Here is a 22,822-nt window from a genome sequence, read left to right on the forward strand (position 1 = left end):
CAGTCAGAACGATACACCACAATCTATATCAATGATGGTATTATTCTTACTTGTAAATTCTAGAATCCAATCAAGCGAAATGCTTGACTGAGCTTGATGCCAGCTTACTTGAGCGTGTTCTTGATTTTGATAAATACCATTCCAATGAGTGGATGTATCTGTCATTAATTTGGTGTTTATAATGAGTGAGTGATTTAGAAAAATCTATTAATTTTTACATAAAAAGTGTTAGATATGAGATATAAAGATATTTTAATCGTACTTCTTACGACCTAATAGTGCGTGAGCAATGGTATTGATATCAGTGTATTCTAATTCACCACCAATTGGGATGCCATGAGCGATTCGGGTAATTTGAATGTCAAATTGTTTAGCCATACTGGCAATATAGTGAGCAGTTACTTCGCCTTCTACTGTGGCATTGGTTGCTAGAATAATTTCTTTTATATTTTGGTTGGTTAGTTTTTGTTCTAGTTCATCTAAGCCTAATTCAGATGCACCAATACCATCAATAGGGGATAGGTAACCGCTAAGGACAAAATATTTACCTTTATAAACCCCACTTTGTTCAATGGCATGTATATTAGTTGGTGTCTCTACAACGCATAATTGTGAAGCATCACGCACTTCACTAGCACAAATATGACATAAGGTTTTTTCACTTAATGTTCGGCATGAGGTACAGTGTTTGACGTGCTCCATAACATCAACTAACGCTTTGGCAAGGCTCATACCACCTTCACGATTGCGTTCTAATAGATGATAAACAAAGCGTTGTGCGGTTTTATTGCCCACGCCAGGCAATGCACAGAAGGCTTTGTTGAGTGATTCAATCATTAGAAAGGCAAGAAGTTCTTCATGCCACTGGGCAGATTCATACCGCCTGTGGCAGTTTTCATTTTGGCAGATGAGACGTCAGAGATTTGTCTAACAGCACCGTTCATTGCTCTAAGGATTAAATCTTCAAGTAGTTCTTTATCATTCATCACTTCATCAAGGATTTTAATATCACTTACTATGTGTTCACTATTTAAGGTGATTTCAACGCAGTTACCAGCAGCTTTTCCAGTGGCGGATAGATTTTTTATTTCTGCTTGTGCTTTTTTCATATTATCTTGCATTTGCTGGGCTTTTTTCATCATTCCAGCCATTCCGCCTTTAAACATGGTTAATCTCCTTAATTGAGTTAATATTAATTTTTGTATCGAATGTTTTTTCTAGTTTTTGCACACCTTTATCATTTAAGAATTCTGCTTGTATTTTTTTCATTTTTTCATTATGTGTTTGAGTTTGTTTTTGTGCCAATGTTTGGACATTGGGTTTGCCAAGGTTGATTACCAAATTTAATGTTGAAAATTTTTCTCTAAGTGTTGTTAACATACTTTTTTGTACATGGTCATTTAGTAAACTAGCAAATTGATTGTCCAGCGTTAGTGTTAACGTTGTGCTACTAACATCGTCAAACAGTGTGTTTTTTACCAACATTTGCGCACCGCCTTTAAATTTTAGCGCTTGGGCAAGTGTTTCCCATTGTTGTTGATTGTGAATATCAAGAGTAGTGGGTTCTACAATGCTTAGTATTTCTTCTGCTTTTGGTTGTAGTTTTTCCTTAATTGGTGCTGGTGTTTTAACTTCAGGGTTGATTCTTAGCGTTTTTTTTTCTGTGTTGAGTTGAGCATCACTGCGAAATGCCAACATTCTAAGTAGTGTCATCTCAAACCCAATTTGCTTGCTAGGGGCTAGTGCCATGTCTTTAGAGCCGTTGATTGACATTTGATAAAAAATTTGTAAATCAAAGTTTGATATTTGTGTGCTAAGGTTTTGAACGGTCTTGTTAGTTTCAATATCAACAATTTGTGCAATAGATATTTTATGAAATAATGAACTTAAATCTTTAAGTGCATTGGTAAGATTTTCGCTACGATGAGACAAATCTTTAATAAAATCAATCACCGCTTTAGCATCTTGGTTAAATAAATGTGTTGCTAGTTTAATAATATCGTTATGATGTACCAAACCCAACATGGCTTTAATGTCAGCATTGGTTACCGTACCTTTACCATAAGAGATTGATTGATCAAGCAAACTCAGTGCATCGCGCATTGAGCCATTGCTAAAATCAGCAATTTGACCAAGGGCTGATTCTTCATAGCTTAACGCTTCGGCATCCATGATAAATTTTAGTTGGCCTAGAATTTCATCATGGGTTAGTTGTTGTAATGTGAATTGCAAGCAACGCGATAAAACAGTTACGGGTAGTTTTTGTGGATCTGTAGTTGCTAATAAGAATTTAACGTGTTCTGGCGGCTCTTCAAGGATTTTTAAAAGGGCATTAAAACTGCTTTTGGACAGCATATGCACCTCATCGATAAGATAAATCTTATAACGATTTTTGCTTGGCATATATTGCGCATTTTCTAAAATATTGCGCATGTTATCAACCCCTGTGTGTGAGGCAGCGTCAAGCTCAATTAAATCAATTGATTGGGCTTTGTCAATTTCAATACAAGTAGGGCATTTGCCACATGGGGTTGAACTAATGCCTTGTTCACAGTTAATAGATTTGGCAAAGATTCTGGCAATTGTGGTTTTACCAACACCATGTGTGCCTGTGAATAAAAAACCGTGATGCAAATTATTAGCATCAAGTACATTGATTAGGGTTTTTTTAGTGTGCGTTTGACCTACCAATTCAGCAAAAGAATGCGGGCGATATTTTCTAGCTAAAACTTGATAGTGTTCACTCATCAAAAATAAGACTGATTATATTAAAAGTGATAGCACCAAGAATATCATCCAACACAAAAAAAAATTATTACCGTTGCTTCCTTCCAGATCTGGCGGGGTTCATAACCATTTATTGTTGGTACACCCTTGATACTATCAGAAGCTATTTTACATTTAGTCTGATTTATTTGTTGGCTAATTCTAAACGTTCTGGTGTGCCTATATCTTGCCAGTAACCAGCATAGTGTTCTGCACTAATTTGATTTTTAGCGATGGTTGCTTTTAGTACCTTTGAGAGTGCTAATTTTTCCTCGAATAAATAAGGTTTAAACAGATCAGGGTGATAAACACCGATACCAGAAAAGGTGTAAGTTTTTTTGTTTGTTAGGGTTAATTGAGTATCGTTTAATGAAAAATCACCTGCTAGATTGTGTTTAGGGTTGTCAATTAGTACAAGATGAGCCAGTGAGTTTGTTGGGAGTGTTAGGTTCGATAAGTCATAATCACAAAACACATCACTATTAATGATAACAAAAGGCTTGATGCCTAATAAGGGCAATGCTCTCATAATACCGCCCGCAGTTTCTAGTGCGCCTTTTGACTCATTGCTGTAGTGAATATTGACACCAAATCTTGAGCCATTGCCAAGATAGGACTTAATTTGCCCGCCTAAATATGAAATGTTAATGACTATTTTTCTGACGCCAGCATTTTTTAAGGCATTAATTGAATGTTCAATGAGTGTTAAACCCTGAACCTTGATTAAGGGTTTTGGTGTATTTTTGGTCAAGGGCATCATACGTTTGCCTCGGCCTGCTGCTAAAATCATACCAAACATAAGACCTCTTTAAGGGGTGCAAATTCTGGGTATTTATTGGCTGTTTGTTGTGCATACTTTTTAACCAATGGTAAGTCATTTAAGTACTGGTGTTTGTTGTCTCTAATTGACAGACGTTTAAAGATGCCTAATATTTTCAAATGACGTTGCAATCCCATCAATTCAAACTGTTTTTCAAATTTAGAAAATTCAGTATCAATATTGGCTTGGTCGTAGTAGTATTGTAAAAGTGTTTGTAATTCAAAGGGTTTCAATTCAAAGTAAGCATCTTTAAGCAGTGAACATAAATCATAAGTATTTGAGCCAATGAGTGTATCTTGAAAATCAATCACAGCTAAATCATTATTTTTTAGCGTCATTAAGTTACGACAATGATAATCACGATGCACAAACACTTGTTTTGAATTAAGTGCATTGTCAGACAACAGCCCAAAAATAGCTTGTAAATTTTGAAGATGGATATTGGATAGCGTTTTAGGAAGGTACCAATCTATCAGTAGTTGCATTTCAGTGTTGAGCAGTTGTTTGTCGTATTTTTTAAGTGCTAGGTTTTGGGTGTTAATGATTTGTATTTTGATGAGTTCGTCAATGGCTATTTTGTATAAATCAAGATTAAAATTCCCATTTAAGGCTTGTAAAAAAGTAGTTGAGCCTAAATCCTCCAACAGTAAAAAACCTTGTTCTAAATCTGTGTTGATGATTTTTGGTGCGTGAATATTATGCTGATTAAGCAGTTTGGCAATTTTGATAAAAGATGCGGTGTTTTCCTTTGAAGGTGGTGCATCCATAGCAATAACAGTTTCTTGCTGATGTTGAACTCTAAAATAACGACGAAAACTGGCATCATCACTTGCACGTGTGAGTGCAAAATTTTGATGACCAAAGAAACTTTCAAGCCAGTTGCCTAGTTTATCTAGGCGATCATCATGCATTTTTTAAACTTTGGTAGTAGCTATAAACACAGCTCCAAGCATTGCCAATATTACCACGGTTGATTAACTTGCCATCAACTTGGGTAATGGGCATGATTTCACGTGTGGAGCTAGAAATCCACAGCTCGTCTGCGGCGTTTAATTCATCCATTGAAAATGAAACTTTTTTAATAGGGATGTGGCACGCTCTTGCGCTTTCTAGTACTAAATCGCGAGTAATGCCAGACAGGATATGAACACCAGTCGGATGGGTAAATAGTGTGCCATCTTTGATTATAAATACATTAGAAGTTGCACCTTCGGTCACTTGATTGTCTCGATAAAGAATAACCTCTTCAACGTTTTTTTCTTTTGCTTGTTGTGAATACATGACATTGGCCAAAAGAGAGATGGATTTAATGTCGCATCGATGCCAGCGAATATCTGGCTGGGTGATGGCTGAAAAGCCTGCTTTGAACGCTTGCTTGGTTTTGGTTAGTAAGGGATTGGATTCGATATAAACCGTTGGCGTTAAATTGCTAAAACTGTGTTTGCGTTTGTTGCTCACACCACGACTTATTTGTAAATAAATTGATTGCTCTTGGTTATTATAAAAGCCGAGAAGTTTGCTTAGAATATCACCCCATTCCTTTAGATTATATGGGTTTTTAATTTTGACTGAATCAAGACCTGTCTGTAAGCGCAATAGATGTGCATTAAGGCGAAATATTTTGTTGTTATAAACAGGAATCACTTCATAAACACCATCGCCAAACAAAAAACCTCTATCCATCACAGAAATATGTGCTTGGTTTTTTTCAATAAATTTGCCGTTTAAAAATACCACTAAAACCCAATAGCTTCAAGCATGCGTGAGAACAAGCCTGCTTGTTGTGCATCTTCAAGCGCAACTAATGGAATACTTACCATAGTTTTACCTTCAAACTGGATGAGTAGTTTGCCAACAACATCACCTTTATTGATAGGTGCTGACAAGGCTGTATCAAGTTGAATCACTTGGTCTGAAAGTTTGAATTGACCACGTGCTAGAGTGAAGTTGACCGCTTTTGACGTGCCTACCTTTAGTGTGTCTTTGATTGAACTGGCAATGGGTACTTCTTTTTTAATGTTTTCAATGGTTTGGGTTTCAAAAAAGCGAAAGCCGTAATCAAGAATTTTTTGTGTTTGTGAGGTCCGAGCATTCACGCTACTAGACCCTAAAATAACAGAAATTAAACGCATACCAACGCGTTTGGCACTGGTTACTAAGTTATAACCTGCTTTTTTAGTAAACCCAGTTTTTAGCCCATCTACCGTATGGTCGCTCCATAGTAATTTATTTCGATTGCGTTGTTTTATACCATGGTAAGTAAATTCTTTTTGTGAATACCACGGGTAGAATTGGGGAAAGTCTCTAATTGTTGCTGTCACTAATAGTGTTATATCAGCCGCAGTGGTGTATTGATTATCATTTGGCAAGCCAGAAGCATTTTCAAACCAAGAATTATTCATATCAAGTTGACGTGCATATTTATTCATATAAGTAGCAAATGTACCCTCAGTCCCTGCAATATGTTCAGCCAAGGCGACAGCAGAATCATTACCAGATTGAATAATCATGCCTTTAAGCAATGTTTCAAGCTTAATGGTTTTGCCCACTTCTACAAAACTTTTTGAGCCGCCTGTTTTCCACGCCTTTTTGCTGATACGCACTTCGTCTTCTAAACTGATACGACCATCGTTAATAAGTTGGAAAACAACATAGGCTGTCATTAGTTTGGTTAGACTTGCTGGTGCGCGCTTATCATGTTGTTTGCTACTTGCAATGATTTTGCCAGAATTGTAATCAGTAATACTATAAGCAGCAGCGGATATTTCTGGTGCTTTAGGGGTGATAAAAATTGCTGCTTGAGTATTTAAGGCAAGAGAGAATATAAGAATGACTAAGGGTTTGACGATTGATTGATATTGCATAAAGTATTAGTTGTTTAGTTGTTTGAATGCTTGTTTTAACTTGATTGATAGTTGGTAAGCTACCATAGCATATCTATTATCGTGATTATAACGCGTTAGCACGTAAAAATTCCAAAAAGTGAGCCAAGTTTCATTGATTTCATCTTGTGGCAGACTGATAAATGCTAATTTGGTTTTATTCTGAATGTCTTGGTAAATATCCAAACCTTTATTGCGCCAGTACTGAGTATTTTTTTTAGGTTTGTTAGTGCTTAATCTGGCGTGTTTTAAGTGACTTGATTGAAGTACAATAGGTCTTGCAAATTCACCTCCATCATGCCACTGGTGCTGATCAAAATAATTAGCAATAGAGCCGATTGCATCAATAGGATTTGAGAATAAATCAATCTTACCATCATGGTTAAAATCAACAGCGTAGTATCTATAAGAGCTGGCAATAAATTGTGGATAGCCCATTGCACCTGCATAAGAGCCTTGTATGGATAAAGGCGGAATAAGGTTTTCACGTGACATAAGCAAGAACTCTTTTAACTCTTTTTGGTAGAATTTTTTTCTTCTATAATTACCAAATGCACGTTTCGCTAGCGTTTCTAAAGTTGGATGCGTGCCCTTTTTATTGCCATAGTTAGTCTCAATACCTAAAATAGCAACTATGATTTCTGCAGGTACATGGTATTTACTTTCAGCGCGTTTAAGCGTTGCTAAGTTATCTTGCCAAAAGTTAATACCATCTTTAATACGCTGCTCAGTAATAAACAAACTTTTGTATTTATCCCAAGACATGATTTTTTCTTTTTTTCTTTTTTTCTTTTTTTGATTTTTATCTGCAAGCGTTAGTTCAATTTTTGAAAAAATAATCATCAATTCATTTTTGTTGAATTGATGATTATTTACCATTTTATTAATAAAATTATGGGTTGTTTGAAAGTTGGTTGCTGGTAAAGTTTTAGCAACAATCGAGTCAGAAAAGCAAATAAGTAAAAGTAAGAATGTGCGCATTAGTTTTGTAAGTATCTTGGTGTTTTGTGTTTGCGAATTGCCATGATAATGCCAAAGCTAGACATTAGAGTAATGAGTGATGAGCCACCATAGCTAATCAGTGGTAATGGCACACCCACCACAGGTAATAGCCCAGACACCATGCCAACATTAACAAAAATATAAGTAAAGAAGATAAGGGTTAAGCTTGCACCTAATAGTTTTGAAAAATTATCTTCTGATTGAAAAGAAATGACCAATAATCGGTAAATAATTAGTCCATATAAGGTGAATAAAAATATAACACCCATAAAGCCCAACTCTTCAGCGATCACAGCAAAGATAAAATCAGTTGCATGCTCAGGTAGGAAATTAAGTTGGGATTGGGAGCCTTGCTCTAAACCCTTGCCAACCAAACCGCCAGAGCCAATCGCAATTTTTGATTGCAAGATATGATAGCCAGAGCCTAACGGGTCAAAACTTGGGTCAATTAAAGTTAGGATACGTTTTTTTTGATAACCCATTAATAGATAGTTCCATGCAACATAAGCACCTGAGGTGATGATTGATGAAATCAGTGCAAAATTTAACCAATTATTTTTAAGAATTTGAACACGAATGCCTGAAAAAAACAACACGTAAAAACCAGAAGCGCCAATTAATAGCGACGTGCCCAAATCTGGTTGTTTGGCAATGAGTATTACAATTGAAACAATGGCAACAATGGATAAAAAAACAAGCAGTGGTTTTGGTGGTAGTGTTTTTTCACTCAGAATTGAGGCAATGGCAATAGGGACGATAACTTTCATAATTTCAGAAGGTTGAAAGCGTATAAAACCTAAATTAAGCCAGCGTTGAGCGCCACCACTACTGGAGCCAAAAATTAAAACCAAAATCAGCAAAAAGATACCAAATAGCATTAAGTAAGGAGAAAAACGCCTAAGTTGATAAGGCGGTATTTGAGCAATTACCAACATTGCACCAATTGCCAGCACAAAGTGAAGCACTTGTTTATAAATGGTTTGCATAGAGCCTGCTGAGGCTGAATAAAGCACAACAAGTCCAAATCCACTGAGTGCCATAATCAGTAAAAATAAAGGCATGTCCATCTTAAAGTAATACCAATAATGGCGTATTTGTGCAATACTTAATAATTTCATAATAACAGCAAACCAACTGATCTAGCGTCAGACAATAGCAAGTTAAAACTTCGACAAGCTGATTTATTGTTCATACTTTCAGTGCCAATACCCATTTTCCGAATGGATACTTGTTGTTTTGGATGTAAAAACTGGTGTGTTGTACCTGTGCCGATAATTAACAAATCAATATCATCTTGATTAGACAGGGGGAATAATGAAACTTTATCAATATCATCAAGATGAGCCATATCAACTTCACAACAATGATGAGAAGAAATAAAACAAGGAATTTTAAGCTGCGTGTGTGCTAAATTAACATGGTATTCTTCAACAGAAACAATACTGTTATGGCTTGCTTCTTGTTGGTTAAATTCCATGGAATTATAGCGACTATTTGGCGAATAAAAAATATATTATAACAGTGTAAGATTAATTACTTTTTTTATATTAAGAGAAAGATATGCTAAATTCAAGCAATATAGACATATATGATGCAGATTTATCCAGTGGCATTACTGCCTTTGATACTAAAAATTTCACTATGGCATATCAATTATTGGCCCCACTTGCCACAAAAAGCAATCCTGAAGCGCTGTGGCGTGTTGGAATGATGCAAATGAATGGTTTAGGCATGGTTGAAAACCAACCTTTAGGATTTGAAAACTTTCTACAAGCAGCAAGTCAAGATCATGCATTTGCTCATCACATGTTAGGTGTGGCATATATGACTGGCGAAGGTGTAGAAAAAGACATTACAAAGTCCATTGAGTGGTTTGAAAAAGGTGCTGAATTTGGCATTCCTGGTCCGATGTATACATTGGGCATGCTGTATGAAGATGGTAAAGAAGTTAAACAAGATTTAGAAAAAGCGCAATATTGGTTTGATAGGGCTGATAAAATCAACCTATAAAAATAAGAAAAATAATAATGAAATCAAGATTTGCCCCGTCCCCCACAGGCTACCTACATATCGGTGGTGCTAGAACTGCATTATTTGTTTGGGCTTGGGCTAAAAAGCAACATGGTAAATTTGTACTACGTATTGAAGATACAGATTTAGAGCGCTCAACCCAAGCATCCGTTGATGCGATTTTACAAGGCATGGATTGGCTTGGACTTGACTACGATGAAGGACCTTTTTACCAAACAGATCGTTTTGACAGGCATAAGCAAGTTGTTCAGCAACTATTAGATGAAAAAAAAGCCTATTATTGCGAATGCTCTAAAGAGCGTTTACAAATTTTGCGTGAAGATTTAACCAAACAAGGCAAAAAAGCCAAGTACGATGGTTGCTGTCGGGATAAAGGCCTAAATGTTGGCGTTGTGCGTTTTAACAACCTAGAAGAAGGGTTGGTGGTTTTTAATGATGTGATTAAGGGGAAAATTTCAATCAATAATAAAGAATTAGACGATTTAATTATTGCTCGCAGCGATGGCACACCAACTTATAATTTAACTGTGGTAGTTGATGACCATGACATGCAAATTGATTGTGTTATTCGCGGTGATGACCATATCAACAACACCCCTAAACAAATTAACCTTTATCAAGCGTTAAACTGGGATTTGCCAGAATTTGCACATTTACCTATGATTTTAGGTAGTGATGGTACGCGCCTTTCAAAACGCCACGGTGCTGTAAGCGTTATGGCTTATCGAGATGCAGGATTTTTGCCTGAAGCCTTGCTTAATTATTTAGCTCGCTTAGGTTGGTCGCATGGTGACCAAGAAATATTTTCTATGGATGAAGTTATTAAACTATTTGAATTAAAAAACATCAACAAGGCGCCTGCAAGTTTTAATCAGGAGAAGCTTTTATGGCTCAATCAAGAAACTATTAAAAATTCCAGTGTTGAGAATTTACTTAATAACCTAACTTGGCATCTTCAAAACCAAGCAATTACCGTTACAGATACACCTGATATTAAAACAATTGTTCAACACTTGCAAGGTAGGTGTAAAACCTTGGTTGGTATGGCAAGCGAAGTGAAAATGTTCTATCAAGATTTTGACATTCTTGATGAAAAACTCGCTAAAAAACACTTTAAAGATAAAGCACCACTCAAGCACTTACTTACAAAACTAAAAGCCCTAAGCACTTGGCAAGCCAACAACATTAAACAAGCTATTAAAGAGGTGTGCTTTGAACTTAACATCAGTTTTAGTAAAGTAGGTCAACCTTTTAGGCTTGCACTAAGTGGTAACGGAAATGCAGGTAGTATCGACATTGTAGCTGAGTTAATTGGCAAAGATAAAGCATTATCACGCTTAAAAATGGCAATTGATTTTTTAAAAAACAGCCGTTACTAAATAAGCACACTCCTTACCACCAATAAAACGAATAGTTGAGATGGTTATTTAAAGCCTATATCAGATTGTCAGCACACATCGCGTAGAAAGAGTCGGCTTAACTAGGATTAAAAAAGAGTATAAATGTAAAACCTATTGATTCTTAGGTCTCAGTTAGCTTGTGAGTCTTCTGCTGATTTGGATAGTAATGACGATGGTATTATTAATCAAGACGATATTAAATTTAATAATCTTAGATTATGGCAAGACACTAACCAAAATGGCATCAGCCAACAAGATGAACTTAATTTTACTAAAAGTGATGGCACTATTGGCAAAGCAAGAGAGTTGTTTGTAGATCAAAATGAATTTTATTCTAAATTTGTTACAGTATAGTGAGCATTGCAAATGCTAAATTCAATCTTAAAGGTTGGTCTATGTGCGTGATTTAGTAGGGGCGATGAGTGAGGATACCATTCTTAGTAGGGTATTTGGTTGATGATGGTGTTGATTTAGATAATCTAAATATTGCGATAACCATCATTTTGAATTAAAGCATAATGATGCTATTACGCTATTAACTAAATTTAACGAAATATATGGTACTAAATTAGCCGATTTGGATTTGATTATCATGCTTTTTTAGAATAAAATTGCATCATTATTTATAGATATGAATAATGATGCAATTGATAATTTTTTAGCTAATAACAACTTTAACAATTTTGTTTTAACGCATGAAGATACAATAACTAAAACTAAAGCCAATGTAGCAACTACATTTTCTGGCTCTAGTATAGTGACGATACAATTATTGGTGGTATTCATAATGACATCCTAAATGCTGGCAGAGGTATAATGACAAACAAAGTCACAGGCGGATACCTATATCTTTAATCTTGGCGATGGTCAGTTAGAAGTGATGGATGTGAATGGTTATGATGTGCTTAAATTTGAGAAAATATCAATATGCAAGATGTAGAGCTATACCAAGATGACACTTATATTATATTTATTTAGAGATTTTAGACACAGGCGATAAAGTAAGGTTTGAAGCCAGTGATTGTATACAGTTTAAAAAATAATCTCCTAAGTGGTTTGATATAAAAATATGGTGGATTTATCAATATTTAAAACGCAATACCAAGCACTACAAGACTCAATTAAGGCGGATTTTTTAAATAATCCGGAGGCGGTTCAAACATTTGTATTGGCTAGAAGTGAAGGGGTTGATCAATTACTTAAGGACATTTGGCAAAGTTTTAATCTTTCAAGCCAGTTATGCTTGGTGGCTGTTGGTGGTTATGGTAGGAAGGAACTACATCCGTATTCGGATATAGATTTGTTGATTTTAATTCCTAATGGTGCACATGACACTTATCATAAAAATATTGCTAGCTTTTTAACATTTTTATGGGATGTTGATTTAGAAGTAGGACATGCAACTCGGGATTTGAAAGATTGCATTAGTATGATTGATGATCTTAGTGTGGTGACTAATTTATTAGAATCTCGCGTTATCTTAGGTAAAAAGTCTTTGTTTTTTAAGATGAAGGCTGTGATTAAATCTAGTGTTTGGTCAAGCCAATCATTTTTAGCTGGAAAGCAAAAAGAGCAGCACAATCGCCACCAAAACCTCTCCAATACTGCTTATAACTTAGAGCCAAATATCAAGCAAAGTCCTGGCGGTCTTAGAGATATCCAAACAGTTGTTTGGGTAGCAAAGTGGTATTTTAATGTTAATACTTTGTTTGAACTGATCGATAAGCAATATTTAACAACCACTGAGTATGAGTTATTAAAAACATCTCAATTATTTTTATTCAAGGTTAGATTTGCACTGCATATTATCGCTAATCGGCGTGAAGACAGGCTTGCATTCCAATACCAAAAATCTGTGGCAACCATGCTGGGTTATGTTGATGGGGATTCTTTGGCGGTTGAGGCTTTCATGAAGGATTACTATCAAACTGTGACTAGGGTGTCGCGTCTTAATGATATTTTGTTGCAATTATTAGAAGATGAAATTTTAAACATGCAACATTTGAATAGCCGTTTTATGATTAGTCATGGTTATATTCATTCAATTGATACGCAAATTTTTATCCAAACATCATCTGCTTTTATTGAAATTTTTTTACTCATTGCTAAACATAATTATGTGCGCGGCATTAGTGCAAAAACGCTTAGACAAATGCAAAATAGCATTGACTTAATTGATTTTGATTATTACAAAAAGCGCGAGAATAACCGTCTATTTATTGAACTATTACAGCAAAATCAAGGGGTTAATAAGGCGTTAAAACTCATGAATCGTTATGGTATTCTAGAGCACTACATTCCTGCTTTTGGTAAGATTATAGGGCTGATGCAGTACGATTTATTTCATGCTTATACAGTGGATCAGCATACATTGTTTGTGATTCGCAATCTGAGGCGTTTTTTCGTACCTGAGTTTGCCAAGGAGTTTACACTTTGTAGTGAGATAGCACAAGGCATCCAAAAACCAGAATTACTATTATTGGCAGGGCTTTTTCATGATATCGCTAAAGGCAGGGATGGGGAGCATGCTCAGTTAGGTGCAATTGATGCGCGTGAATTTTGCCAGCACCATCAATTAAAAACAAGCGATACTGACCTAGTTTCAAAATTAGTTGAAAAACATTTACTTATGTCAGTGGTTGCGCAAAAGCAAGATATTGGTGATTTTGAAGTGATTGAGCGTTTTGCTAAGCAAGTGGGCACGGTTGAATTTTTAGAATTTTTGTATTTATTAACAAATGCTGATATTCGTGCAACAAAAGATGATTTGTGGAATAGTTGGAAAGATTCTTTACTAAAAAAATTATTTTACAATACCAAAAAACACCTAGAAAGTAGCAATAGTCAGTACCCAAGTGTAGACCAAAGAATACAAGATATTAAGCAAACTATTATTAAGGATTCTATTGCTCAGGGTTATCAAATGAGTGATGTTGAGAAGATATTATCAACTCTGCCTAAAGACTATTATTTACGTTATGAAGTTGACGATATTTTATGGCATTTGAGTTTTGCCACTAAAACAATCTTGGATAAAATTATTGTTAGCTCTAAAATTTCACAACATAATGTGGTTGATATTTTTGTGCTATGTGATGATTTTAGAGGTTTATTCTTTAAATTAATTAGTATTCTTGAAAGACTAGGTCTTGATATTGTGGATGCTAAAATCCTAACCACAAGGGATAGGAAAGTTTATAACACGATTAGTGTTTTGCAAGATGCAGTACTTGAGCATATCAATATAAATCAAGAAATCGAAAATGAATTGAATGATTTGAATGTGAGCGTAAGAACAACCCATGATATATACACGCATCGACACTTTGATCATAAAATGAAAGTCAGTTTTAGTGTGAATGAACAGTGGAACTTAACCCAATTAGAAATTAATGTGATCGACAAGCAGGGCATACTTTCTAATATTGCCTATGTTTTCTTTGAATTAGATATCTCATTAATTAATGCCAGAATTGCCACTATGGGGGAAAGGGTTGAAGATGTGTTCTTTATTAACAACGCTAAAAATCAGCCATTGAACATGGCAGAACAATCAGTGCTTAAAGAAGCTTTGGAAGAAAGATTGTAAAAAGATATTGTACGAGTTAAATGATGATATAATTTCACGCAATCAGCAGTCCTGCCTGTTTCTTTTTTTCATTTCAGATTAACATTACAAAAAATATGAACGATAAAATTAAAGTAGTGACTGACGCCTCTTTTGAAACAGATGTTGTTAACTCATCACAAGTGATATTGGTAGATTTTTGGGCTGAATGGTGTGGGCCATGCAAGGCATTAGCACCTGTATTAGATGAAATTGCTGACGAATATGATGGTAAAGTCATTATTGCCAAAGTTAATATAGACGAGAATAACCAAACACCGCCAAAGTACGGTATTCGTGGCATTCCAACGATATTATTATTTTCTGACGGTGCCGTTCAAGCAACCAAAATGGGTGCGCTTTCAAAAGCAGAACTTAGTGCGTTTATTGACGCCAATATTTAAAAAACTAAATAACTGATTGTTTTTATCTTAAATAGTCAGTTTAACAAAATCTTCTAGCGCTTTAGGCACGTATCTCTAGTTAAGTGAAAAATGCTTAACCCTTAATATGGACACATTTATGAAATTATCAGAACTTAAAAAATTTAGCCCAGAAGAGTTATTAGAATTAGCACAATCTCTAGGTGCAGAAAATATTTCTAGAGCTAAAAAGCAAACCTTAATTTTCATTATTCTTAAAGCTAAAGCGGCTAATGATGAGGAGGTGTTGGGCGATGGTGTTTTGGAAGTGTTGCAAGATGGCTATGGATTTTTAAGATCAAGTGATGATTCTTACACCTCGGGTGCAGATGATATTTATATTTCACCTAATCAGATTAGACGTTTTAATTTATCAACTGGTGATTTGGTTGCAGGAAAAATTAGAGCACCTAAAAAAGGTGAAAAGTATTTTGCTTTAATTAAAGTATTAGAAGTGAACGGCGAAGATCCAGATAATGTTAGAAACAGGGTGCCATTCGTCTCTCTAACACCTATTCATCCTAATGAAAGACTCAATTTAGAAATCGGTAATGGCGGCACTGAAGATATTACTGCCAGAGTGATTGATCTTGTTTCACCTTTTGGCAAAGGTCAAAGGGGCTTGTTAGTTGCACCACCTAAGGCAGGCAAAACCATGATTATGCAAAATATTGCCACGTCTATTTCAGTCAATCATCCAGAATGTGAACTGATTGTACTTTTGATTGATGAGCGCCCTGAAGAAGTGACAGAAATGGCTCGCACTGTTCGTGGTGAAGTGATTGCTTCAACATTTGATGAATCAGCAAAACGCCATGTACAAGTAGCTGAAATGGTGATTCAAAAAGCCAAACGACGTGCAGAACAACGCAAAGAGGTGATTATTTTACTAGATTCAATCACACGCTTGGCACGCGCTTATAATACAATTGCCCCTTCATCAGGTAAGGTATTAACAGGCGGTGTTGATGCTAATGCACTACAACGCCCCAAACGTTTTTTTGGTGCAGCTAGAAATATTGAAAATGGTGGAAGTATTACCATTATTGCCACTGCATTGATTGATACTGGTTCAAAAATGGATGAAGTTATTTATCAAGAGTTTAAAGGAACGGGCAATATGGAGCTTCATTTAGAAAAACGTTTGAGTGAAAAGCGAATTTTTCCAGCAATTAATATTAATGCTTCCGGCACGCGCCGCGAAGAGCTAATTACTGATGAAAAAGAATTACAAAAAATGTGGATTTTACGCAAAATTCTCCATCCTATGGATACCGTTGAGGCGGCTGAATTCTTAATTGATCGCTTAAAATTAACCAAAACCAATGATGAGTTTTTTGCTTCAATGTCGCAAAAGAAGTAATAAATTGATTTTAAAAAATCATTGTTTAATTATTCCGCGCACTTATCAATTGCTTTAAGTATACTCAAGGAGACTAGCACACCAATACAATTTATGAAGTTCATAGAACAGCATTTTTTCCTGAGAAATGTACTCTTTCTCACCTCTCAAGGAGGCACTGAAAAGAGCGAATTTCCTAGACTACACTGGGTTACTCTTAAAATATGAAACTTCCTTTTATAGTAGCTAGGGCGTTTAAATTACAAAATAGCATTCTGGCTAGGTATTTAATGCGCAATGTATTGGTACTTTTGAGTGCGGTATTTATTGTGATTGGTCTGGTTGTTTTTGGCAACCAATTGGTATTAGTAGTTAAAGAAAGTTTAAAAGAAGGCATACCTGTTGCAGATTTATTGCCACTGGTTGGCTTTAATATGATTAGAGATGTTGTACTAATTTTGTCCTTATCTTTGTTATTGGCTATTATTTTAAGTGTTAGCAAACTTTACAAGGATTCAGAAGCCATTGTGATGAATTCATTGGGTTTGGGTGATAAGCATTTTATGATGTTCATTCAACCGCTTGTTATTTTTATTTTTATCTTTGTTTTGCTTTTAACGACAGTTGTGGTACCTTGGTCTAAGCAACAAAAAGGCTTGATTATAGCGCGTAGTGAAAATGCATCTGAATTTTCTTTTATTAAAGAGGGTGAATTTCAAGAGTTTAAAAATGGTGATATTATTTTTTACGCATCAAAGGTCAGCGATACTGATAATGCTAAAGAGCAAAATATGGAAGAGATTTTTATTTATACATTAGTCAATAATGAGCCAGTTATAACCTTGGCAAAACAAGCTCAAAAATATACCAACTTAAACACTAATAGTGTGTATTTGCGCCTTAAAAATGGTACGCGTTATCACGGCTTTCCTTCGGATAAAAATAAAAAAATCTTAAAATTTAAATTATATGATTTGCAAATTATTGATGGTGAGGTGCAAAAAGCCATTAACACAGTTACGAAGGTAGAATCAAAATCAACGTCTGAATTGTTATTCTCTAACAAACTGACAGAAATAGCAGAGTTTCAATGGAGAACATCTCAGCCTTTGAGTATTTTAATATTATCAGTACTTGGTGTATTGCTTGGTAAAACCTCTCCGAGAAGTGGTAAAAATTTAGGCGTATTGGTTGGCGTTGTTGCATTTATTGTGTATAACAATGTTTTATTAATTGCTAAATCAGCCTTAGAACGAGGAGAGTCTTCGCCAATTGTTGGGCTGTGGTGGGTACATTTGACAATGTTGTTGCTAATTTTTATTTTTTATTCAATTAGGCATAGAAAATTTACCCAATTTGTTTGACGCTATCTAATGCTCTTTATAAAAAATTATCAGCACTTTTTTAGTTGAGTTATTTTTTATAAAGAGCATTAGACCTTTTGAAGTGTAAAATAGCCATGTTTTTTAAAGGAAAAAGTTTAATGTTATCTCAACCCAGGAAAGCCTTAGAGGTTTTTGATAATCCTAATATTGAGCGCGATTTTGTCATTCAAATTGATATGCCAGAGTTTACGTGCCTGTGTCCAAAAACAGGGCAGCCTGATTTTGGACACATTGCATCTTGAATACATTGCTGATAAAGTATGTATAGAATTAAAATCATTGAAAATGTATATTTGGTCGTATCGAAACGAGGATGCATTCCATGAGGTGGTTAGTAATCAAATTCTTGATGATTTAGGCTCGCGAGCAACCCAAGATTTATGCGTCTAAAGGCAATTTCTAATGTTCGTGGCGGTGTTTACACAATCATAATTGCTGAACATAAACAAAAAAACTGGGCACCTAAGCCAAAGTTGATTTACAGCATTTGGGCTAGTATTTTTTATGAAAGTCATTCGTCAAAGCATTAAATTTGATAGAAAACTTCTAGACAAAGATGCTTTAAAAGTTATTAATGTTATTAATAAAGCAGGGTTTAAAGCCTATCTAGTAGGTGGTTGCGTTAGAGATTTACTCTTAAATTTAGAGCCAAAAGATTTTGATATTGCAACCAATGCCAAGCCAGAACAAGTGCATAAATTATTCAAACGTTCGCGTTTAATTGGTAGGCGATTTCGTTTAGTGCACGTTATGTTTTCAGCACGTAAATTTATCGAAGTGGCTACCTTTAGATCAGGCAAAGTGCAAACCGCTAACAATGGTATTGTTGTTCGTGATAATTTCTATGGCAGTATCGAAGATGATGTTGTGCGTAGGGATTTTAATATTAATGCACTTTATTATGACATTAAAACACAAGAAGTCATTGATTATCTAGGTGGACTCGAGGATATAAAAGCACAAAAAGTGCATATTATTGGCAATCCAAAACTAAGATTTGAGCAAGACCCAGTGCGCATGATTAGAGCTATTAGGTTTCAAACCAAGTTAGGACTTCAATTGAGTGATGAGATTAAATCGGCTATTTTTGAACAAGCACCACTTCTTGGTAATATTTCTGCAGCACGCTTGTATGAAGAGTGCATTAAGTTGTTTCACAATGAATATGGGTTTGAAGTGTATGAACGTTTAGAAAAATATGGTTTATTAAAATATTTATTTAAACAAACCCATAAAAATGAATTTATTAAAAAGGCCTTGTTAAACACCTCGGATAGAATTAGAAAAAAACAATCGGTCACACCTGTGTTTTTATTTGCTGTGTTTTTATGGCAAGCTTATAACGAGCGTTTTATTGCACTTGAAAACAAACAAAGTTGTTCCTCTTTAGCAATGACTCAGGCTTCTGAAGAGGTGATTATTAATCAAATTAAGCAAGTCTCGTTACCCAGATGGTTATGCACTAAAATTAAGGATATTTGGCTAATGCAACCAAGACTAGAAAAGATGCAACCAAAAAAAGTCAAAGCATTACTAAGCAATCCACGTTTTAGAATGGCATACGATTTCTTATTATTACGCTCTATGAGTATCAATCCAGAATTATCTGAAGTGGCTAAATTTTGGATCAAGGCTCAACAGTGAAATCAGTTTTAATTACAGGCTGTTTAAGTGGTATTGCCCTGTGTTCGTAGGAAGGATTAAAGCAAAAGGGTTATCAAGTGTTTGCTACTGCTAGAAATAACGTCGATGTTGAGAAGTTAAAAAACTTAAACTTTGATACTTATCAACTTGATTTATCCTCTTCTGAATCCATTCAACGTGCCATTAGTGCTAGTGATTATCAGCATAGCTACGAACAAATGATTAAACATTTGAATACTGATAAATTAGCCGCCTATACTTTGCTTGCAAAAGCAATACTGAAATACATCATTCATGCTTTAGAAACAAAAAATGCCAAAATTCATTATTAGGTTATCTTTCCAACTAAACTGTTTGCTCTGCTTAAAAGAATACTACCAGCAAGAATAATGGATAAAATACTAAGCAAAGCAAGCAATGGGAGAAAAACATAAAATGGCAAAAAAATTTGATTTTAATCAGGGTTTAATCGATTTAGAAAAAATTGTAAAGACCATGGAATCTGGCGATTTAAGCCTTGAAGGTTCACTTGATTACTTTTCTAAAGGAGTGACTTTAACCAAGCAATGCCAAAGTGCATTAAATGAAGCAGAACAAAAAATCTCCATGCTAACTGAGCAAGACAGTTATACAAACGAAAAACCATTAAAGGATTTGTAAGATTTTGCACCACTCTAAGCATTAAATATCGAATTAAGACTTTTAAGCAATGGATTTTAATGTCTATATCACAAGGGTTAATGCTAAATTAGACCAATACTTGTCAGCACAGGGCTCTTTGGCTAAAGCAATGCGTTATAGTGCATTAACTAATGGCAAGCGCTTTAGACCTATTCTTACTTATTCTGTTGCTAATATTTTTGGTACAAACTTAAATTTAATTGATTCTAGTAGTTGCGCTGTTGAATTTATTCATGCCTATTCTTTAATTCATGATGATTTACCGGCTATGGATGATGATGATGTGCGCCATAATCAGCCAGCTTGTCACAAACGTTTTGGCGAAGCTCAAGCAATTTTGGCAGGTGATGGTTTGCAAGCATTAGCATTTGAAGTACTGGTTAATGATGATTTAATTAATGCTGATATCAAAATTGAGTTGCTAAAGTCTTTGACCCACGCCTCATTTGAAATGGCAGAGGGTCAAGCAATTGATTTATCTATTATTGCAAAGCAAGTGGATATTGCAACACTAGAAACCATGCACCGAAAAAAAACAGGTGTGCTATTGAGCTGTGCAGTTAACTTAGGTGCAATTGTTTCTAAAGCGTGCAATAATAAGGATAGAATTACTTTAAATAGTTTCTCTAAAGATATCGGTTTGGCGTATCAAATTCAAGATGATGTGCTTGATATTGAAACGCCTGATGCATTATTAGGTAAGAAGCAATTTTCTGATGAGCACAAAAATAAACCTACTTATCCATCTCTATTAGGCTTGGATAAATCAAAGCTTGCTTATAAGAACTTATATGAAAAAGCCAGTGACGAGTTAGATTTATTAAGTGTAAATGTGGCAGAGTTGCAACAATTAACGGCTAATCTACAAGCAAGATTGTTTTAAAATTGAACTAAAACACTGCCCCAACTAAAGCCAGCACCAATCCCTTCAAATAACAGATTGTCACCTTTTTTAATGCGACCATCCCTAACCGCTGTATCAAGTGCCAATGGAATAGAGGCAGCAGAAGTATTACCATGGTTTTCAAGGGTAACAATGACCTTGTTCATTGGGATCTTGATACGTTTAGCTACGGCTGATATAATGCGAATATTAGCCTGATGTGGCACCATCCAATCTAGTTTGTTTGAGCTTAAATTAGCCTCTTTAAGTGTTTCTTCTGCTAAAGAAGATAAGCGGTTGACGGCAATTTTAAAAACTTCATTACCAGACATTTTAATAAAACCCACTTCATTAATGTAATTATTGCTCACTTGAAGTGAGGATAGATAGTTGCCATCACTGAATAGTTTTGAGTGTAAAATGCCAGTATCATTACTGCCACTTAGCACCACCGCCCCTGCACCATCACCAAATAAAACCGCAGTAGAGCGGTCTTTCCAATTAACAATTCTTGATAAAGTTTCACTACCAACAACCAATACTTTATTAGCAGCGCCAGTTTTGATATATTGCTGCGCTGTGGTTAGGGCAAAAATAAAGCCTGCGCAGACAGATTGTAAATCAAATGCAGGACATGAAGCGCCAATTGCAGTTTGTAGCATGGTTGCTGTTGCAGGAAAAATTTTATCAGGTGTGGTGGTCGCTAGGATAATCAAGTCTAAATCTTTGGCATTAATACCAGCCATCTCAAGTGCATGATTGGCTGCTTTTCCGGCTAAATCACAAGTTGTTTCATCAGTAACTTTATGCCTTTGTTTAATACCTGTACGCGTGGTAATCCATTCATTTGTTGTATCAATAGTTTTTGATAAATCGTCGTTGGTGACAATAGTGAGTGGCAGGTAACTACCCGTACCAATAATTCTTGCAAATTTATTCATTGTGTTCTAATTCTTTTGAAATTTGAAGTGATATTTTGTCGCTGATTTTAGCATGAGCCTCAACATAGGCCTCAGTAATTGCTACTAAAAATGAATCAACGTTTGCACTACCATGACTTTTAACAACAATACCACGAAGCCCCAACAAGGAGGCGCCATTGTACTTACCAGAGTTTAGACTAGATTTAAAATCTTTAAGTACAGGGGTTGCGATTAAGGCAATCAATTTGGTTAGTAAGTTTCGAGTAAATGCTTGTTTTAGGTAGTACCCCATCATTGAAGCCACACCTTCACTGGCTTTTAGTGCAATATTGCCTTCAAAGCCATCGCAAACAATTAAGTCTACTGTGCCCTTATAAATATCATCACCCTCAACAAATCCTACATAATTTAGATTGGAGGTTTTTAATAACTCGGCAGTTTTTTTGATTTTTTCACTACCTTTCATATCTTCTTCACCAATATTAAGAAGGCCGATGGTGGGTGCTGTAATATTTTCAGTGTGCTTGACAGCAATTGAGCCCATTGTTGCAAATTCAACCAAAGCTTTTGGTTTTGAATCAACATTAGCACCCAAATCAAGCATGTGCGTATGCCCAGTCATGGTTGGCATTCGACCCATAATGGCAGGACGATCAATGCCTTTGATGGTTTTTAGTACAAAGCGAGAAATGGCCATGAGCGCACCAGTATTACCTGCACTAATACAGGCGTCTGCCTCAAGTGTTTTGACTAGATTAATTGCAACGCGCATAGAAGAATCTTTCTTTTTGCGTAATGCAATTGCTGGAGATTCATTCATTGATACAACTTCACTTGCGTGAATAATTGCATATCTTGAACTAAGTGTATTTGATGGGTGTTTATCTAATTCAGTTCTGATGCTAGATTCATCACCCACAAAATATAAATACAAATCTTGAAATACGCTTAGTGCTTTAATACCTGCTTCAATAGTAACAAGTATGCCATAATCTCCCCCTGAGGCATCAATTGATACCCTTATTGTCATGGGG

At 35.4% G+C, this 22,822-nt stretch carries 24 protein-coding genes, 1 other RNA gene and 1 pseudogene; 12 read left to right on the forward strand and 14 right to left on the reverse strand.

All coding sequences use genetic code 11. The annotated features are described in order from the left end of the window. Positions 1 to 3 precede the first annotated feature (3 nt). From HUE58_RS01990 to HUE58_RS02045, 12 genes are all read right to left on the reverse strand, one after another. Positions 4 to 165 (reverse strand): hypothetical protein, encoded by a 162-nt coding sequence (locus tag HUE58_RS01990; RefSeq protein WP_174605401.1) that lies wholly within the window; start codon positions 163 to 165, stop codon positions 4 to 6. Between the two features lie 87 nt (positions 166 to 252). Beyond that, the gene (gene recR / locus HUE58_RS01995; RefSeq protein ID WP_174605402.1) at positions 253 to 837 is read right to left on the reverse strand and encodes a recombination mediator RecR; all 585 of its coding nucleotides are present in this window, start codon (positions 835 to 837) and stop codon (positions 253 to 255) included. After that, the gene (locus HUE58_RS02000; RefSeq protein WP_174605403.1) at positions 837 to 1,166 is read right to left on the reverse strand and encodes a YbaB/EbfC family nucleoid-associated protein; all 330 of its coding nucleotides are present in this window, start codon (positions 1,164 to 1,166) and stop codon (positions 837 to 839) included. The genes recR and HUE58_RS02000 overlap by 1 nt, the downstream gene beginning before the upstream one ends. Then, positions 1,159 to 2,748: a DNA polymerase III subunit gamma/tau gene (gene dnaX, locus HUE58_RS02005; protein ID WP_174605404.1), complete on the reverse strand. Its 1,590-nt coding sequence runs from the start codon at positions 2,746 to 2,748 to the stop codon at positions 1,159 to 1,161. Before dnaX ends, HUE58_RS02000 begins: the two co-directional genes overlap by 8 nt. A gap of 33 nt (positions 2,749 to 2,781) precedes the next feature. After that, positions 2,782 to 2,877, reverse strand: an RNA gene (gene ffs / locus HUE58_RS02010) — signal recognition particle sRNA small type. A gap of 34 nt (positions 2,878 to 2,911) precedes the next feature. After that, complete coding sequence (murU, locus tag HUE58_RS02015) at positions 2,912 to 3,565, reverse strand: N-acetylmuramate alpha-1-phosphate uridylyltransferase MurU (RefSeq protein WP_174605405.1); 654 nt, start codon at positions 3,563 to 3,565, stop codon at positions 2,912 to 2,914. Next, positions 3,553 to 4,497, reverse strand: coding sequence for an aminoglycoside phosphotransferase family protein (locus HUE58_RS02020; protein ID WP_174605406.1), 945 nt, complete (start codon positions 4,495 to 4,497; stop codon positions 3,553 to 3,555). The genes murU and HUE58_RS02020 overlap by 13 nt, the downstream gene beginning before the upstream one ends. Then, positions 4,490 to 5,323 (reverse strand): aminotransferase class IV, encoded by an 834-nt coding sequence (locus HUE58_RS02025; protein WP_174605407.1) that lies wholly within the window; start codon positions 5,321 to 5,323, stop codon positions 4,490 to 4,492. The genes HUE58_RS02020 and HUE58_RS02025 overlap by 8 nt, the downstream gene beginning before the upstream one ends. Beyond that, positions 5,323 to 6,450 (reverse strand): D-alanyl-D-alanine carboxypeptidase family protein, encoded by a 1,128-nt coding sequence (locus tag HUE58_RS02030; protein ID WP_174605408.1) that lies wholly within the window; start codon positions 6,448 to 6,450, stop codon positions 5,323 to 5,325. The genes HUE58_RS02025 and HUE58_RS02030 overlap by 1 nt, the downstream gene beginning before the upstream one ends. Positions 6,451 to 6,456: 6 nt before the next feature. Next, the gene (gene mltB, locus HUE58_RS02035; protein ID WP_174605409.1) at positions 6,457 to 7,449 is read right to left on the reverse strand and encodes a lytic murein transglycosylase B; all 993 of its coding nucleotides are present in this window, start codon (positions 7,447 to 7,449) and stop codon (positions 6,457 to 6,459) included. Continuing rightward, positions 7,449 to 8,588: a rod shape-determining protein RodA gene (rodA, locus tag HUE58_RS02040; protein ID WP_174605410.1), complete on the reverse strand. Its 1,140-nt coding sequence runs from the start codon at positions 8,586 to 8,588 to the stop codon at positions 7,449 to 7,451. Before rodA ends, mltB begins: the two co-directional genes overlap by 1 nt. After that, positions 8,585 to 8,947, reverse strand: coding sequence for an Mth938-like domain-containing protein (locus tag HUE58_RS02045; RefSeq protein ID WP_174605411.1), 363 nt, complete (start codon positions 8,945 to 8,947; stop codon positions 8,585 to 8,587). Before HUE58_RS02045 ends, rodA begins: the two co-directional genes overlap by 4 nt. Positions 8,948 to 9,030: 83 nt before the next feature. Here HUE58_RS02045 and HUE58_RS02050 point away from each other — a divergent pair, with 83 nt between their 5' ends. The 12 genes and pseudogenes from HUE58_RS02050 to HUE58_RS02105 all read left to right on the forward strand — a co-directional run bounded on the left by HUE58_RS02050 (position 9,031) and on the right by HUE58_RS02105 (position 20,865). Continuing rightward, complete coding sequence (locus tag HUE58_RS02050; RefSeq protein WP_174605412.1) at positions 9,031 to 9,480, forward strand: tetratricopeptide repeat protein; 450 nt, start codon at positions 9,031 to 9,033, stop codon at positions 9,478 to 9,480. Positions 9,481 to 9,497: 17 nt separating this feature from the next. Next, the gene (gene gltX / locus HUE58_RS02055) at positions 9,498 to 10,880 is read left to right on the forward strand and encodes a glutamate--tRNA ligase (RefSeq protein ID WP_174605413.1); all 1,383 of its coding nucleotides are present in this window, start codon (positions 9,498 to 9,500) and stop codon (positions 10,878 to 10,880) included. Positions 10,881 to 11,015: 135 nt separating this feature from the next. Further along, positions 11,016 to 11,255, forward strand: coding sequence for an SPM autocatalytic domain-containing protein (locus HUE58_RS02060; RefSeq protein WP_174605414.1), 240 nt, complete (start codon positions 11,016 to 11,018; stop codon positions 11,253 to 11,255). 715 nt (positions 11,256 to 11,970) lie between these two features. Next, complete coding sequence (glnD, locus tag HUE58_RS02065; RefSeq protein ID WP_174605415.1) at positions 11,971 to 14,490, forward strand: [protein-PII] uridylyltransferase; 2,520 nt, start codon at positions 11,971 to 11,973, stop codon at positions 14,488 to 14,490. Between the two features lie 95 nt (positions 14,491 to 14,585). Next, positions 14,586 to 14,912 carry a thioredoxin TrxA gene (gene trxA, locus HUE58_RS02070; protein WP_174605416.1) on the forward strand — a complete coding sequence of 109 codons (327 nt, stop codon included), beginning with the start codon at positions 14,586 to 14,588 and terminating at the stop codon, positions 14,910 to 14,912. Positions 14,913 to 15,030: 118 nt separating this feature from the next. Then, a complete protein-coding gene (gene rho, locus HUE58_RS02075) occupies positions 15,031 to 16,293 on the forward strand; it encodes a transcription termination factor Rho (protein WP_174605417.1) in 1,263 nt (420 codons plus the stop codon). A gap of 203 nt (positions 16,294 to 16,496) precedes the next feature. Beyond that, entirely contained in the window at positions 16,497 to 17,636 is a 1,140-nt protein-coding gene (lptF, locus tag HUE58_RS02080) for an LPS export ABC transporter permease LptF (RefSeq protein ID WP_174605418.1), read from the forward strand. Positions 17,637 to 17,755: 119 nt separating this feature from the next. After that, a pseudogene (gene queF / locus HUE58_RS02085) lies at positions 17,756 to 18,187 on the forward strand (preQ(1) synthase). Beyond that, positions 18,162 to 19,301, forward strand: coding sequence for a polynucleotide adenylyltransferase PcnB (pcnB, locus tag HUE58_RS02090; protein ID WP_174605419.1), 1,140 nt, complete (start codon positions 18,162 to 18,164; stop codon positions 19,299 to 19,301). Before queF ends, pcnB begins: the two are co-directional and overlap by 26 nt. A gap of 77 nt (positions 19,302 to 19,378) precedes the next feature. Further along, complete coding sequence (locus tag HUE58_RS06790) at positions 19,379 to 19,633, forward strand: hypothetical protein (RefSeq protein ID WP_246260837.1); 255 nt, start codon at positions 19,379 to 19,381, stop codon at positions 19,631 to 19,633. 103 nt (positions 19,634 to 19,736) lie between these two features. Beyond that, entirely contained in the window at positions 19,737 to 19,961 is a 225-nt protein-coding gene (locus HUE58_RS02100; RefSeq protein WP_174606218.1) for an exodeoxyribonuclease VII small subunit, read from the forward strand. A 49-nt stretch (positions 19,962 to 20,010) separates the two neighbouring features. Continuing rightward, the gene (locus HUE58_RS02105; protein WP_174605420.1) at positions 20,011 to 20,865 is read left to right on the forward strand and encodes a polyprenyl synthetase family protein; all 855 of its coding nucleotides are present in this window, start codon (positions 20,011 to 20,013) and stop codon (positions 20,863 to 20,865) included. On the opposite strand, the gene HUE58_RS02110 is transcribed toward HUE58_RS02105, so the two are convergent. Together HUE58_RS02110 and plsX are read right to left on the reverse strand one after the other, a co-directional pair. Further along, a complete protein-coding gene (locus HUE58_RS02110; RefSeq protein ID WP_174605421.1) occupies positions 20,862 to 21,806 on the reverse strand; it encodes a beta-ketoacyl-ACP synthase III in 945 nt (314 codons plus the stop codon). The two genes, HUE58_RS02105 and HUE58_RS02110, sit on opposite strands and share 4 nt — an antisense overlap. Beyond that, positions 21,799 to 22,818 carry a phosphate acyltransferase PlsX gene (gene plsX, locus HUE58_RS02115; RefSeq protein ID WP_174605422.1) on the reverse strand — a complete coding sequence of 340 codons (1,020 nt, stop codon included), beginning with the start codon at positions 22,816 to 22,818 and terminating at the stop codon, positions 21,799 to 21,801. Before plsX ends, HUE58_RS02110 begins: the two co-directional genes overlap by 8 nt. Positions 22,819 to 22,822 lie beyond the last annotated feature (4 nt).

The organism is Candidatus Ruthia endofausta (genome assembly GCF_013342985.1).
GTDB classification, from domain to species: domain Bacteria; phylum Pseudomonadota; class Gammaproteobacteria; order PS1; family Pseudothioglobaceae; genus Ruthia; species Ruthia endofausta.